This is a genomic window from Stetteria hydrogenophila, assembly GCF_054657575.1.
Window position 1 is genome coordinate 268,220 of record NZ_BAAHYL010000002.1, and the last position, 14,120, is coordinate 282,339.

The 14,120-nt window shown below is 61.0% G+C and carries 14 protein-coding genes and 1 tRNA gene; 9 read left to right on the forward strand and 6 right to left on the reverse strand.

The window, feature by feature from the left end:
* Positions 1–39 precede the first annotated feature (39 nt).
* On the reverse strand, positions 40–483 hold the full coding sequence (locus ACYQ3J_RS04840) for an Lsm family RNA-binding protein (RefSeq protein WP_460125380.1): 444 nt from the start codon (positions 481–483) through the stop codon (positions 40–42).
* A gap of 87 nt (positions 484–570) precedes the next feature.
* Between ACYQ3J_RS04840 and ACYQ3J_RS04845 the strand changes: the two genes are divergently transcribed.
* Both ACYQ3J_RS04845 and ACYQ3J_RS04850 read left to right on the forward strand, forming a co-directional pair.
* The gene (locus ACYQ3J_RS04845; RefSeq protein WP_460125383.1) at positions 571–924 is read left to right on the forward strand and encodes a DNA-directed RNA polymerase subunit G; all 354 of its coding nucleotides are present in this window, start codon (positions 571–573) and stop codon (positions 922–924) included.
* A 75-nt stretch (positions 925–999) separates the two neighbouring features.
* Entirely contained in the window at positions 1,000–2,601 is a 1,602-nt protein-coding gene (locus tag ACYQ3J_RS04850) for an ATP-binding protein (RefSeq protein WP_460125386.1), read from the forward strand.
* Here ACYQ3J_RS04850 and ACYQ3J_RS04855 read toward each other — a convergent pair.
* Together ACYQ3J_RS04855 and thsB are read right to left on the reverse strand one after the other, a co-directional pair.
* The gene (locus ACYQ3J_RS04855) at positions 2,560–3,174 is read right to left on the reverse strand and encodes an AAA family ATPase (RefSeq protein WP_460125389.1); all 615 of its coding nucleotides are present in this window, start codon (positions 3,172–3,174) and stop codon (positions 2,560–2,562) included. The genes ACYQ3J_RS04850 and ACYQ3J_RS04855 overlap by 42 nt on opposite strands.
* 122 nt (positions 3,175–3,296) lie before the next feature.
* Positions 3,297–4,937: a thermosome subunit beta gene (thsB, locus tag ACYQ3J_RS04860; RefSeq protein ID WP_460125392.1), complete on the reverse strand. Its 1,641-nt coding sequence runs from the start codon at positions 4,935–4,937 to the stop codon at positions 3,297–3,299.
* Between the two features lie 119 nt (positions 4,938–5,056).
* Here thsB and ACYQ3J_RS04865 point away from each other — a divergent pair, with 119 nt between their 5' ends.
* The 4 genes from ACYQ3J_RS04865 (at position 5,057) to ACYQ3J_RS04880 (ending at position 8,448) form a co-directional block, all read left to right on the forward strand.
* Positions 5,057–5,272: a 30S ribosomal protein S17e gene (locus ACYQ3J_RS04865; RefSeq protein WP_460125395.1), complete on the forward strand. Its 216-nt coding sequence runs from the start codon at positions 5,057–5,059 to the stop codon at positions 5,270–5,272.
* A 160-nt stretch (positions 5,273–5,432) separates the two neighbouring features.
* The gene (locus ACYQ3J_RS04870) at positions 5,433–6,236 is read left to right on the forward strand and encodes a phosphoribosyltransferase family protein (protein WP_460125398.1); all 804 of its coding nucleotides are present in this window, start codon (positions 5,433–5,435) and stop codon (positions 6,234–6,236) included.
* Positions 6,167–6,682 (forward strand): hypothetical protein, encoded by a 516-nt coding sequence (locus ACYQ3J_RS04875; protein WP_460125400.1) that lies wholly within the window; start codon positions 6,167–6,169, stop codon positions 6,680–6,682. Before ACYQ3J_RS04870 ends, ACYQ3J_RS04875 begins: the two co-directional genes overlap by 70 nt.
* Before the next feature lie 359 nt (positions 6,683–7,041).
* A complete protein-coding gene (locus tag ACYQ3J_RS04880) occupies positions 7,042–8,448 on the forward strand; it encodes an aminoacyl--tRNA ligase-related protein (protein WP_460125403.1) in 1,407 nt (468 codons plus the stop codon).
* A gap of 51 nt (positions 8,449–8,499) precedes the next feature.
* Here the strand turns inward: ACYQ3J_RS04880 and ACYQ3J_RS04885 are convergent, their stop codons facing one another.
* Positions 8,500–8,958: a peroxiredoxin gene (locus ACYQ3J_RS04885; RefSeq protein ID WP_460126230.1), complete on the reverse strand. Its 459-nt coding sequence runs from the start codon at positions 8,956–8,958 to the stop codon at positions 8,500–8,502.
* 368 nt (positions 8,959–9,326) lie between these two features.
* On the opposite strand from ACYQ3J_RS04885, the gene fbp reads away from it, so the two are divergent.
* Both fbp and tpiA read left to right on the forward strand, forming a co-directional pair.
* Entirely contained in the window at positions 9,327–10,490 is a 1,164-nt protein-coding gene (gene fbp / locus ACYQ3J_RS04890; RefSeq protein WP_460125406.1) for a fructose-1,6-bisphosphate aldolase/phosphatase, read from the forward strand.
* Between the two features lie 168 nt (positions 10,491–10,658).
* Entirely contained in the window at positions 10,659–11,327 is a 669-nt protein-coding gene (gene tpiA, locus ACYQ3J_RS04895) for a triose-phosphate isomerase (protein WP_460125409.1), read from the forward strand.
* A gap of 109 nt (positions 11,328–11,436) precedes the next feature.
* On the opposite strand, the gene ACYQ3J_RS04900 is transcribed toward tpiA, so the two are convergent.
* Positions 11,437–11,796: a helix-turn-helix domain-containing protein gene (locus tag ACYQ3J_RS04900; protein ID WP_460125412.1), complete on the reverse strand. Its 360-nt coding sequence runs from the start codon at positions 11,794–11,796 to the stop codon at positions 11,437–11,439.
* 208 nt (positions 11,797–12,004) lie between these two features.
* The gene (locus ACYQ3J_RS04905) at positions 12,005–13,585 is read right to left on the reverse strand and encodes a B12-binding domain-containing radical SAM protein (RefSeq protein ID WP_460125415.1); all 1,581 of its coding nucleotides are present in this window, start codon (positions 13,583–13,585) and stop codon (positions 12,005–12,007) included.
* A gap of 260 nt (positions 13,586–13,845) precedes the next feature.
* Here ACYQ3J_RS04905 and ACYQ3J_RS04910 point away from each other — a divergent pair.
* Positions 13,846–13,923: transfer RNA gene (locus ACYQ3J_RS04910), tRNA-Arg, on the forward strand.
* Positions 13,924–14,120 lie beyond the last annotated feature (197 nt).

Here is a 14,120-nt window from a genome sequence, read left to right on the forward strand (position 1 = left end):
ACCGGCCTACCCGGGCTATGGGCTGGCGCTACCCGAGCCCTAGGCGCTGGCGCTCCTCCTCAGGTACTCCTTGTAGAGGGTGTAAACCCTCTGGGCCAGCGGCCCAGCGCCCTCGACGCCGTCCTTGGTGACTCTCACCGACCTGCTTACCTCTACGACGTTGGACTCGGGGTAGACTTTGACCGAGTGCGGCGCGAAGCCGCCGTACTTGATTAGGAACTCCGCGAACTCCTCGGCGTTGAACTTGCTGGTCTCGGTGACCAGTATCTCGGAGATGGAGCCGCCCGAGATTATGGCGAGGGGCCAGCTGTTACCCTCCCCGTCCCGGGCAGGCTCCAGGGCGAGCGTTAGGCTCCCCGCGTCGAGCCCGGAGACCTTGCCCGTGTAGCGCTTGCCGTCCCTCAGCACGACCGTGACCTCCTTGCCTAGGAGGCTGTTAAGCTTAATAGTAAGCCTCCTCGCCGCCTCGCCTAGAGCGGACACTCCCTGCTACACCTCCCGCTTATCCGGCTCGCCCCGGGGTCCGGGGAAAATTTATCATACATCAAGCCCTGCGGCCTTCAACGCGGGGTGCAGGCGCAGGTGGCGGTGGAGCTGGAGGGTAGAGTGGAGTCAGTGGAGCCGGGCCGCCTTAAGGGCCAGAGCATCGTGACCGTTAGGGGTGACGGGTTCACGGTGAGGTTCGACGCGATCGAGGGGCTGGTCTCCTTCTCCGTGGGGGACGAGTTAAGACTGGTTTTCACGGAGTCGAAGCCCGGGGACCTGGACAGGTACGACTTCTGCGGCCACGGCTATCTGGTCATGCCCGAGGAGGAGGCGGGGAAGACCCTGTTCTCGGTGTGGGGCATAATCTTCGCCGCCGAGCCCCCTCTGGGGCTGCGTGACGGGGTCAAGTACTACCTTTGCATAGAGAAGAAGAGGTAGCTGCTCCAGCCACCCCCCTCCCCCTCGTGGGGTCAGGTTTTCCGCGCGGGGGCCGGCTTGGGGTTCCTCGACTCAGTGCCGAGGCCGCTGAGGCTACTCCCCTCCCTGGCTGCTATAGGCCTCATCGTCTACGCTGAGGGCTCCAGGATCCCCGGCTGGCTGGGGCGCCTCCTCGCCCCCGCCGCGCTGGCGGCTGGGGCGGCGCTGGCGGCGGTGGTTGCCTGGCACGTCCGGCGCCGCTGGGGCAGCGGTGAGGGCCTCGAGCAGAGCTACGCCGTGGAGCCGGTCGGGGGCCCCGCGGGGATCTCCGGGGAGGCCGGGGAGTTCGTGGTGTACGAGGTTGAAGCCCTAGGTGACGGCGACGCAGCGGGCAGGTTCGTGGAGGCGCTCAAGGAGAGGGCGAAGTCGGGGGTCGCGAGCTACGTTCTAGTAACCTCCATGGACAGGGGGGTGGCGTCGTACCTCGTCGTGAAGGGGAAGGCCTGGAACTCTGCGCTCGTCGAGGCCGAGATAGTGAAGAGCCTGGCCTCCGCGGTCGGCGGCGTCAGGCTTCGCAGGGTGGACGCTAAACCCTTCACCGGCGTGGCTAGCCTACCCGACAAGATGCCCCCATCGACCGGGGGGAGCGGCGGGGCGGTCCTGGCCAGGATACCGCTCCACTGGGAGGCCCGGGAGTCCGGAGGAGGCAGGGTAGTCGCCAGGCTCGGCGAGCGCGTCGACCCTCCCGGGGGCGAGGCGGTGCTTCGTGACGTCGATATTGAGGGCCACGTCGCCATATTCGGGTCCACGGGCTCAGGCAAGTCGACCACGGCGGCGCTGCTGGCCTGCAGCCTCTCCCAGGCGGGGTTCGACGTCGTAGTCCTCGACTGGACGGGCGAGTACCCGGGGAAGCTCCCCTGCGCCCCTGCGAGAGTTGTGAGGCCAATAAGCGACCCGGCCCCAGTGGACCCCGTCATCCTGGCCGGCAGCGGCGACGTGGAGCTCGCCGTTGAAACGATCTCCAGAGCGCTCTCGCTCACCCCGCCCCAGGAGTACCTGCTCTCCACCGTCATGGAGCGCTTCAAGCCCCACTCCCTCCAGGAGCTAGCCTCCCTCATAGCCGGGGCTGAGGAGCAGGCGCGGTGGGATAGGGAGGTGAAGAGGGCCCTCCTCAGGAAGCTGGGATCCCTCACCTCCGGCAGGTCCAAGCTGGCCTTCACCGGGAGCATCGAGTCCCCCTTCTTCGGGGAGGGCCTGACGGTCGTGAGGCTAGACGAGATAAGGGTGACCCAGGCGAGGAGGGCCTACGTGCTCTTCCTCACCACGTGGGCCTACACGCTCCGCTACTCCCAGGGCGGGGGGAGGAAGACTGTATACGTCATAGACGAGGCTCACAACATATTCAACCACCCCGAGGCGGGGATAATGGAGAGCATGGTGGCCGAGGCCAGGAAGTACGGGCTCCACTTCGTAGTGATCACCCAGTCACCAGCCGCCATATCGAACAACGTGCTGCTCAACACCAACACCAAGATCATACACGCCCTCAGGAGCGGGAGGGACAAGGACGTCGTCGCGGAGGCAGCCGGCCTCCCCCCGAGGGTTATCGGCCTCCTAGACAAGCTCAAGCCGGGGGAGGCGGTGCTCGTCTCGCCCTCAAACCCCGAGCCTGCCCTTGTAAAGGTCAAGCTCGGCTGACAGCCTCCCCGCCAGCTCCACTACGTAGTCCAGGCTCAGCCAGTCAATCCGGGGCCCAACCCTCCACTTCCTCGCCAGCTCCAGAGCCTCCCCGGCGGCCGCGCACGGCTCGGTGCTGGTGGTGTCGACCTCAACGCTTGAGTAGACGCCTTCACCCAGGTGGTCGTATATGACCCCGAAGATCTCGGCTAGAACGTTCTCAACCACCTTGTCTCTCCTCCAACCCCGGGACTCTAGCCTCCTCATGAGCGTGAGGGGCTCGGTCCTGAGCACAACTATCAAGGCGTAGTGCTCCTCAAGCCTCGAGACGAACTCCCCGGGGTAGTGGGTGTCGAGCACGACACAGCCCCCCCGGTTGATCACGCCCAGCGCCCTCGAGGCCACGTACTCCACTCCAGCCTCGCTAGCGATGTGGGTGTCCCGGAGGCTGGGATCCCGCTCGACAAGCCCAGCCCTGTAGATCAGCGTGGAGACGTCGAGGTGGACGCACCCCAGCTCCTCAGCGAGGCAGCGGGAAACCGAGGACTTGCCGGTACCCGGTACCCCGGTAACTATCACGGCATACCGCTTCATGCAGAACCCCACAAGCCGCAACGGCTAGAAGGGGTAGGCAGCCGTAAAAGAAAAAGGCTTAGCCGGGAGGGGAAAGAGGCGGGCGGCGTTAACCATCAACCATTAAAGGGGGCTGGAGGGGGCTACTCTTCCTCCTCCTTGCCGCCCTTCTTGCCCTTCTCCTCTTCCTCAGTCCTCTTAGCAGCGATGACGTCGTCTATCCTCAGTATTAGCGTGGCCACCTCGGTGCCGGCCTTGAGGGCGTTAGCCTTAACCCTCACCGGCTCGATGATGCCCAGCTCCCAGGTGTTTACGGGCTCCCCGGTCTCGATGTCGATGCCGGCCCACTTGTTGCCCTGCTCGTGCTCCCTCCTCAGCTTCATCAACGCATCTATCGGGTCGTGGCCGGCGTTGTAGGCGAGGGTCTGCGGTATGGCCTCCACGGCTCTCGCGAAGGCCTCGACGGCCAGCCTCTCCCTGCCGCTGAGCGTCTTGGCCAGGTCCAGCACGCCCCTCGCGGCCTCCAACTCGCTGGCGCCGCCGCCCGCCGTGAGCTTGCCATCCATAACAGCGTCGGCCACGGCGCTGAGGGCGTCCCTAATAGCCCTCTCAGCCTCGTCGACTAGCCTCTCGAAGCCTCCGCGTATGAGTATCGTGACGCTCCTGGGGTTCTTGGCGCCCTCGATGAAGACCATCTTGTCCTCTCCGACCCTCCTCTCCTCGACTAGCTCGGCGTAGCCTAGGTCCTCGGGCTTCAGGTCGTCAATGTTAGTCACGATCCTAGCCCCGGTGGCCCTGGCTATCTTCTCGATGTCGCTCCTCTTCACCCTCCTAACCGCCAGGATCCCCTTCTTGGCAAGGTAGTGCTGGGCAACCTCGTCGATACCCTTCTGTGTGATCACAACGTTAGCCCCAGTCGCAGCAATCTTCTCGACCTTCTCGGCAAGTATCTTCTCCTGCTTCTCCATGAGCCTCTGTATAAGCTCCGGGCTGTTAATGCTCACCTCGAGGTCTATCTCGGGCTTCTCTATCTCGAGCGGGGCGTCCAGCACGGCGATCCTAGCGTTCTCAACCCTCCTAGGCATGTCGGGGTGGACGACCTCCTTGTCTAGGACTATGCCCTTGATTAGCTTAGTGTCGAAGAGACTGCCGCCGTGCTTCTTGATTATCTGGACATTGTTGAGGTCGACGTACCAGCGGCTGTCCCTCTGCTCCGCAATAGCCCTCACAGCCTCCACGGCTATCCTGGCGATGTGCTCCTTCGCATCCTTGACAGCCTTGCTGTTGAGGCTGGTTAGGGCGACCTTCATCAGCTTCTCGTCATCGTTAATGGTTACGGGCTCCGAGATCTCGTTCAGGGTCTCAATAGCCTTGGCCAGGGCCTTCTTGAAGCCCTCGATTATAATGGTTGGGTGGATGTTCTTGTCGAGAAGCTTCTCAGCCTCCTTGAGGAGCTCGCCCGCGAATATCACAGCAGTCTTGGTGCCATCACCCGCCTCCTCGTCCTGACCCTTAGCTATCTGCACCAGCATCTTGGCGGCAGGGTGCTGGATCTCCATCTTGTCCAGTATAGTGGCGCCGTCATTCGTTATAGTAATGTCGCCCAGGCTGTCAACGAGCATCTTATCCATGCCCTTAGGGCCGTAGGTTGTTTTGAGGATCTCGGAGATCGCCCTGACAGCCATTATGTTGTTCCTAACAGCCTCCCTCCCGTAGGTCCTCTGAGTGCCCTCCTTCAGTATTATCACAGGTATCCCGGTGGGCTCAGCAACCTGCAGCGCCATCCCATGTCACCCCTGCCACTTGGCACTCCGCGTCTCCTAAGTGGGACCACTTCTATATAAATGTTTCGCCGGGATAGTTATTTAGAGCCTAGCAGGCTCGTCCAGGGCGCGGTGAGAGCTTGGGTAAGGTGAGGACCGCGCTGGTCAAGCGGACCGCCCGCAAGCTTCTGGCAATGTACCCAGACCTCTTCACCAGGGACTTCGAGCACAACAAGAAGGTAGTCAGCCAGCTCATAGAGTACAACTCTAAGAAGCTCAGGAACCAAATAGCCGGCTACATAACGCACCTGGTTAAGATAAGGATGCGCCGGGAGGAGATGGAGAAGAAGGAGTAATGGCCCCGCGCGCATCGTAATTTCGAGGCCCGTGAGGCCCCCGGCCAGCCGTTTAACCAGCCCCCGAGCGGGTCTGTCATGCCCGGCGCGTGCCTGTCCTTGGCCGGGGCCGGGGGTGGGTGCTTAGATTGATTAAGTTCAACACCTGGGGCCCTTTAACATGGGGAGAGGCTTGGAGGGAGTCGCCAGGCAGAAGAGGGTTATAAGAATAGAGCTTTTGGCGGGGCTAAGGCAGGAGGCTGGCGGTAGGAAGTACGTTGAAGTCGAGGCGGAGGACTGGAGGGAGGCGCTGCGGAAGCTCAGGGAGATGTACCCAGGGCTGAGGAGCGTGATCTCCGAGAAGGGCGAGCCCGAGGCGGGCTACCTCGTCTTCGTGGATGGGGTGGACTACCGGCTCAAGGAGCCGGGGCCGGCGGAGAAGGTGGTGATACTCCCCGTTAACCATGGGGGTGAGGGTGCCCCGGAGCTTCTCCACGTAAGCTGGGATGATATCGAGGAGACGGTCTCCGACGTGGCGAGGAAGATCGAGGAGTCCGGCTTCAGGCCCCACGTTATAGTGGGAGTGATGAGGGGGGGCGTGGTCCCTGCCAGACTCATTGCCGACGCTTTGGGGGTGATGGAGATAGGAATCATGGAGGTCAAGCTCTATAAGGGAGTCGGGGTGAGGGGGAGCAAGCCTTACTTGAAGCGCCCCCTGATAGAGGACGTGCTCAACAAGGACGTTTTAGTGGTTGACGACGTCAGCGATTCAGGGCTCACCCTGCAGCTGGCTGTCAACGTTGTATCCCTCCACGGCGCTAGACGCATTAAGACTGCGACCCTCTACATCAAGCCCTGGACGAAGCTGGTGCCAGACTACTACTCGAGGTCGACCGATAAGTGGGTGGTGTTCCCTTGGGAGAAGAACGAGGTCATGAGGGAGCTGAGCTCGAGGGGCTCAGCTTCCGGCTATCAAGCGCTCTAGCCTACGACGTCTCCGGTGTCACCGTCTACGTGGCCACCCTCCTAGCCTCGAGGAGGCTGGAGCGCTGGGAGGTTGAGCGGCTGGCCCAGAGGATCCCTCCAGAGGTGCTAGCCGGCTTCCTGGACAGGGGAAAGCTGCATCCTTGCAGGGCTGCCTTGGCGTACGTCTACGTCCAGGAGGACAAGGAGATCGGGGTAGTCAGGGCTAGAGACGACAACATGCACTTCCTGCTCTACATGACCGGCGTGAGGCAGATACGCGACGCCGTCAAGGCCGCTGAGCCCTATGAGGGCGTAGCCCTAGCCTCCCACAGCAGGGAGGGGGTGGAGGAGGCCCTCCGCAGGCTAGGGGTCCGGGGAAGGGTTAGCTGGAGGCCCGGGCCGCCCTGCGTGGAGGACGAGCTTGAGGCAGTCACCCTCCAAAGGCTCAACCTGCTGTCGAAGTGAAGAGTGGACGGCTCGAGGTTTAAGGGGTGCTCAGCGAGGGTGACATACGCCCATCCCCCGCCAAGGGGGCGGGGCGGCAGCCGTCACCACTCATCATTGCGGGCCAGGCAGGGGGTAGATGCTGGGTGGTCCTCTTAAATAAACCGGAAGCTTTGTGCCGCCCACTTTTAAGCCGTAAGGGGCGGGGTTCAGCCCACGCAGGGGCTCACGAGGGTCTTTAGCCTCATTAGCCTCGCCGCGGCCTGGCACCACTGATACCCATCAGGTTGGGGGATTAGATTGGTGGGGTCGCTCGCCATTTATATTGCTGAAATATTTAAGGGTTTCGATTAGCGTGGCCTAGGCGGAGGCGGGGGAGGATGGAGAAGACGCACATGGACTACGCTTACGACCTAGACCTCGTGGTTAAGCCTGACTCTAGCGTGCCGGAGTTCGGCCGGGAGTTCGGCGCGTTCACGGGCGCCGGGATCCCGCTGTTCAGCCTGGGGGGAGGGGTTTACAGGAGCATCATCTCGGAGATCCTGGTCAAGTTCCACGCGCTGAGGGGCTACTTCGTGGTGGAGACTCCGATAATAGCTAGTAGCACCCTCTTCGAGGCCTCGGGCCACCTCAGCTTCTACAGGAAGAACATGTTCCTCTTCGACATAGAGGGGCACCAGTACGCTATAAAGCCAATGAACTGCCCCTACCACATACTCATATTCATGCACGAGCTCGCCAGGTACAGGAGCAAGGTCCCCCTCCCCTTCAAGATCTTCGAGGTCGGCAGGGTCCACAGGTACGAGCCGAGCGGGAGCCTCTACGGCCTCCTGAGGGTGAGGGGCTTCACCCAGGACGACGCCCACATAATAGCCCCCGGGGACGCCGCGGTGGAGTCCGTCTTCAGCGTCGTCGAGGAGATGAAGATGCTCTACGAGCAGCTCTTCGGCCTCCCAGTCAACAGGGAAACGGTGGCGCTCAGGCTGAGCTTCTCCGACAAGAGCCTCATAGGCACCGAGTTCATGGGGACGAGGGAGGAGTGGGAGGCCGCAGAGGGGATCCTCGAGGAGGCGGCGCGGAGGATAAGGAGGAGCCTGGGCCTAGAGTACACAGTGGAGCCGGGCGAGGCAGCGTTCTACGGCCCGAAGATCGATGTGATAATGAGGGTTGAAGAGGCCGGGACCACGAAGGAGTGGCAGGCGGGCACGATACAGTTCGACTTCAACCTGCCAAGGAGGTTCAAGCTCTACAAGCTGGTCAGGGACATCTACGGAGTCTCGGAGGTCTACATAATCCACAGGGCCCTCATGGGCTCGATAGAGAGGTTCCTAGGAATATACCTCGAGCACGTCAGGGGCAGGCTGCCGTTCGTCCTAGCCCCCATCCAAGTCCTCGTCGTCGCCATAAAGACGGGTGGAGGAGCGGATCCCGCGATAGAGGAGAGGGTGAGGGGCATAGTTGAGGGGCTAAGGGCTAGGGGCCTGCGCGCCGCCCTACTGGAGACTACTAAGACGAGCCTCTCCGGGGAGATCAGGAGGATAGAGTCGACCGTCAAGCCGCCCGTGACCGTGTTCATAGGCGAGAGCGAGGCGCTCCAGAAAACGGTGAGCATGAGGATCTACGACTACAGGGAGAGGAGGCAGAGGAGTCTGAGGAACGTGAAGGCGGCCAGCACCAGCGAGGCAGTCGACGTCGTCGAGGCCGAGGCCTTGAAGCTAGAGGAGCCTGTCAGAAAGCTGATAGGCTACGCCCCAAGGCTACCCGTAAGCCTAGGCCACATAGCCTAACCGCTGCAAGGCCGAAGCCTTGAAGCCCCCGGGCACACGGGGGCGCCTACTCTAACCAGCTAGCTTCTTCACCGCCTCAAGCGCTAGGTCGGCGTGTTTCTCCGCGGGCCTAACCCCTCTAATGACTTCCCTTATGACCCCGTTACCGTCTATTATGAACGTTACCCTCTCAGCCCTAACGCCGCCCCTGCCCTCGCGGAGGACGCCGTATTTCCCGGCGACCTCGCCATTGACGTCGGAGAGGAGCTTAAATTTCACCCCCAGTTTGCTGGCGAAGCGGGCGTTCCTATCGACGGGGTCCGTGCTCACACCCAGCACGGCCGCCCCTAGCTTCTCGAACTCGCCGAGTAGCTCGTTAAATCGGGCGGTCTCCCTGGTACAGCCAGGGGTCATTGCTCTGGGGTAGAAGTAGAGAACCACAACCCTGCCCCTAAGTGATGAGAGTCGAACAGTGCTCCCATCATGAGCCGGCAGCTCAAAGTCCGGAGCCTCCAAGCCCGCCTGGATCATAATCTGCACCAGGCAAGCATCGCAGCTACCACGAAACCTTAAAGCCGTGTAGATAAGGAAGATAATTCACTGTTTTAAAGCAGGAGAAGCGGGAGGCCGCGGGTGAGGCAACGGCCGTGAGAGGACCCCCTCTGGGGGGTGATCGGCCGTGTTTAAGCCGACGCGGTCGGCGTTCTTCGACCTCTCCAGTCAGGCGTGTTCCCCTGCTGGCGAAGCATTATTTAACTTAATTAACTCTTAATTAACTTAAACTAGTTAATATATTACCAAATCGTCTTGTGTTAAATGTTTTGACGCCCTGCCGGCTGGCGTAACAGGTATTAGTAGCCCCCGGGGGTCTCTGATTGATATAATGTGGTGATTGAGGTTTGCCGGGTCAGAAGGTTACTATAAGCGTGATAAAGGCTGACATTGGGAGCATTGCTGGGCATCACAAGGTTCACCCTGACACTATCCTCGCCGCCAGCAGGGTCCTGTCGGAGGCGAAGAGGAAGGGTGTGATCAAGAGCTTCTACGTGACTCACGTGGGCGACGACCTCCAGTTGATTATGACCCACTTCAAGGGAGTTGACAGCCCTGAGATTCACGGGCTGGCCTGGGACGCCTTCAAGGAGGCTGCTAAGGTCGCCAAGGAGCTCGGCCTCTACGCTGCAGGCCAGGACCTGCTCAGCGACGCTTTCAGCGGCAACGTTAGGGGTCTGGGCCCGGGAGTCGCTGAGATGGAGATAGTTGAGAGGCCGTCCGAGCCAATCGTGGTCTTCATGGCGGACAAGACCGAGCCGGGCGCGTTCAACCTGCCACTCTACAGGATTTTCGCTGACCCATTCAACACCGCAGGCCTAGTGATCGACCCCAGGATGCATGACGGCTTCACCTTCGAGGTCCTTGACGTGTACGAGGGTAAGATGGTGAAGCTCAACACGCCCGAGGAGTCCTACGACCTGCTGGCACTCATCGGCACGCCCGGCAGGTACGTGGTGAAGAGGGTTTACAGGAAGAGCGACGGCGAGATAGGCGCTGTCGTCAGCAGCGAGAGGCTAAACCTAATCGCAGGCAAGTACGTGGGCAAAGACGACCCAGTGATGATAGTGAGGGCTCAGAGCGGCTTCCCTGCGCTGGGCGAGATACTGGAGCCGTTCAGCTTCCCACACCTCGTCGCAGGCTGGATGAGGGGGAGCCACCACGGCCCGCTAATGCCTGTGGGCCTCAAGGACGCTAAGTGCACGAGGTTCGACGGCCCGCCAAGGGTTGTGGCTCTAGGGTTCCAGGTCCACAACGGCGAGCTAATCGGGCCCTCGGACCTCTTCGACGACGTGGCATTCGACGAGACGAGGAGGCTGGCGCAGCAGATCGCCGACTACCTGAGGCGCCACGGGCCCTTCATGCCGCACAGGCTGGGACCCGAGGAGATGGAGTACACCACCCTGCCGGCAGTGCTCGAGAAACTGAAGGACAGGTTCGTGAAGGTGGAAATGGGCTACACGCCCCACGTGAAGAGGAGCGAGGAACTCTCCGGGCCCGAGCACGACTGAGCGTCCTAGCAGGCAACCCTGCTCGGCCCCACCCACCCTACTAGTGCCGCCAGGCACCCTTCCCATACTTTTCAGCCCCCACTCCTCGACCCATGTTTCAGCCTCAAGGGAGGGGTAAGGTTGAATACGAGGCGGGCTCCTCCCGGTGGTGCGCGGCGGTGTTGAGCGGTGCCCGGAATCCTTGTCGTCAACTACAAGGCTTACGAGACGGCCTTTAGCGGTGTCGGGCTGAAGCTAGCCGAGGAGGCCGGGAAGGTCGCCGGCAAGCTCGGGGTTAGGGTTATCCTAGCCGTGCCGTCCCTCGTCGCCGTCAGGGTTACAGGGGTCTATGACGACGTCTACGTGCAGCACGTTGACCCAGTAGGGTTTGGAGCCCACACAGGCTACACTCCGCCCCAGTCCCTGAAATACGTGGGGGTCAGGGGCTCCATAGTCAACCATAGCGAGCACAAACTGATCTACAGGGATGTGGCCCGTATAGTTGAGGGCTTGAGGAGCGCTGGCTTGGAGAGCCTCGTGTGCGCCGACACCCCCGGGGAGGCCGAGGGCCTGGCCCACCTTGGGCCGACCATGATAGCCGTTGAGCCCCCAGAACTCATAGGCACCGGGATCCCCGTCTCCAAAGCCAAGCCTGAAGTCATAACCAGCGCCGTGGAGGCCGTGAGGAGGGTGGCCGACATACCAGTGCTGGCGGGCGCCGGGATAACGGGCTCCAGCGACGTGGAGAGAGCGGTCGAGCTAGGGGCCCGAGGAGTGCTCGTGGCCTCCGCCGTGATGAAGGCTAAATCCCCAACCCAAAAGCTCTGGGAGCTAGCTGAACCCCTAGCCTCCATCTAGCCGGGCTCCTAGAATGAGAGCACTTTCCTCTATAACTAAAATAACTAAAAACATGCGGGGAAGCTAGGGCTGCGGGTTACGGGTTTGGATGATTAAAAACTCACTTGGATCACGCTTCGTAGGTGCCCTCCACGCCGTGCTTTGGCTCAGGCGCTTTCTCCACGATCTCCCTGAACCTCTGCAGCGACTTTATGCAGTTGTCCACCATCTCTATAACCTTCTCCTTGTTGAGCATTATCAGCTTCCGGGGTCTCCCGCGTTCACCCTTCAGCTTACTGGTCTTAACCAGGCCCCTGTTGTAGAGGATGTTAATCACTCTCAAGACTAGAGGGTAGCTTACACCCAGCTCCTCGGCGATCTGCCTCGCAGTCAGCGACCCTCTGTCGAGCAGCATCTCAATTATCTCGGCAACCACCTCGGGGTCTCCGATGCCTATGCAGCTCACGAAAGTTGTAGCTTCGTCGCTCAACGCTGACACCCGCCCAGCCCACTTATCCAGCCGTCAAGATCCCGGAGTTACTGTTTAAACAATATTAATTTTTATTTTTACAGCATATATATAAGAGTAAGGGTTGCCTCATCAATTGCCTTCCCCCCGTTATACAGCCCTCGTAACCCTTACCCGGCTGGGCGCTGGGGCGGCTCCGGGGACTCGGAATCCTCGGGGGCGCGCGGGTTTACGCTGTGGCTTCTGCTTGGCGCGTTAAACCGTGCACTGTGAGGTCTTCTATATACTCACTCGCGTGTTGCCTGATCTTTCTCTCCGAGTATGCTAGTAGGCGCCTTAGGATGAGCCTGATGGGTGCCCCGTGGATGCCTCCCAGGTAGCCTCTCTCGATTATCCGTTCAGCCCATTTAATGGTGTGGAGGGCCGAGGCCACCATTGCTTCGATGTGGTAGTCTTTAACGAGGTCTCTGGTGAAGGGCTTCTCTCCCTTTAAGACCCCCATTGGGACGAAGAACATGGGCACTATCAGGCTTGGGTAGGGTTTGAGCCTCTCTATGAGCTCTATAGTGTCGTAGACGTCCTCCTCAGTCTCGCCTGGCAGGCCTAGTATAAAGGTGGCGGCGGGTACTATGTTGTTATCCGCTAGTATGGCGAACGCTTCCTCCACGATCTGCGGCCACTCCTCGATCCTGTAAGGCGCCGCCTTGGCCGGCATTATCTTCCGGGCGAGCCTAACGCTCCCCGTCTCGATGCCCACCTCGACGCCGAAGAACTTCCTAACGTCGTTGTCTAGGATCATCTCGGAGATCCTGGATACTATCCGGCCATGCTCCTCGGCGTACTTGACGGCTGCCAGGCTCGCGTGGCTCCACGCGAATCCCGCCCTGTACTTCTCCAGGTACCTTGCCACCATGCCGTGGAGCTTGAGGAGGGGCTCAGCGCGGGGCCTCACGACGTCGGCCCCGTAGAGCAGTACGTCCTCGCTGTGGAGGAGCACGTTCCTCACGCCGCCCTCGAGGTTAACCCTTATCTCCCTCTCGATCTTGTCCAGGGGCATGAAGCGCAGCGGCCTCAGGGTGACACTGCAGAACCTGCAGCCCCTGGGGCACCCCCTCATTATCTCGACTAGTCCCGTGGAGCTTGGAGCCTTAATGTCGGGTATCTCCTCGATGGTAGGCTCCTCTCCAGGTTTCACCACAACCTTCCCGGGCAGGGGATCCCCGTTGATCACCATCTCCGCAAGCTTGACCACAACCTTCTCGGCCTCGCCGTCCACCAGCGTGTCCACGGGCCACCTCTTCCGTGCCTCGGGCCACACCTCCCACTGCCACACGGCGGGGCCTCCAACTATCACCTTGAGGCCCCTACTCGACTTCGCCTCCCAGATGGCTGGGTTGCTGATGAACTCGATGAAGCTCTTCCTGTTCACGGGCTCCCTGCCGGTCGTCATCCACCACTCATTGCTGGGCGGGCCGAACGCGAAGTAGTCGTGGTGCCCGATGAGTAGCGCGCGGGCCCTCCCAGCGTAGAACGGGACGTAGTCTGGGTCGATCACGTAAGCCTTGAAGCCGGCATCCTGCAGGGCAGCCTCTATCTTGCGCAGGCCGTAGGGAGCCACCCGGGGCCTGCCGTACTTGTCAACCCTAGGCTTGGGGCAGGCTATCCACCTCCAAACCCTCTCTGGGATAAACACTGCCGGCCCGGTAGCCATGAACCCTATGAACGCGCGCCCGTGGTGGTCGCTCATCAAGCACCTGTCGGTGCTTATCACAAAGTCTACATCCAAAACCTTACTAGGCGCCTTCAGCATGCCCACGCACCCAATAAGCTTAGCTACTAATGCTAAAGGTTAATGGTAGACCGCCTCTCTAATATTTTGAGCGAGTATACAATTAAGAATCATATAAACACGATAAACTAGTTATCTTATCGAACAAGTCGCTGCAGCCCGTTAACGCGCTGGGCCGCCGCTAATTGCTTGTACGCCCAGCTGCCTTGGAGCCCGCCGCGCTCGACCCCACCCCGGTGCTGCCTATAAAACAGTCGCCCCACCGATGAGGAGGAGCCTTGGGGCCCGTAGCCTAGCCAGGACAGGGCGCCGGCCTTCGGAGCCGGAGGTCCCGGGTTCAAATCCCGGCGGGCCCGCCACGTTCAACAGGCAGCTTAGGCTGGACCCCATGGCCGCGTGGGGCTAAGCACCCCCTACCCTTCTATACTGCCGCGTGCCAAGTGCTAATGCTAAGTGTGAGCCCAAAACCGGAAAGGCAACCCGCCCCAGAGGAAGGCGGGGTTGACGCGTCTTGCGCGCGTTCTTAGTGAATCACGCCATTACCGCTGGACTCAGC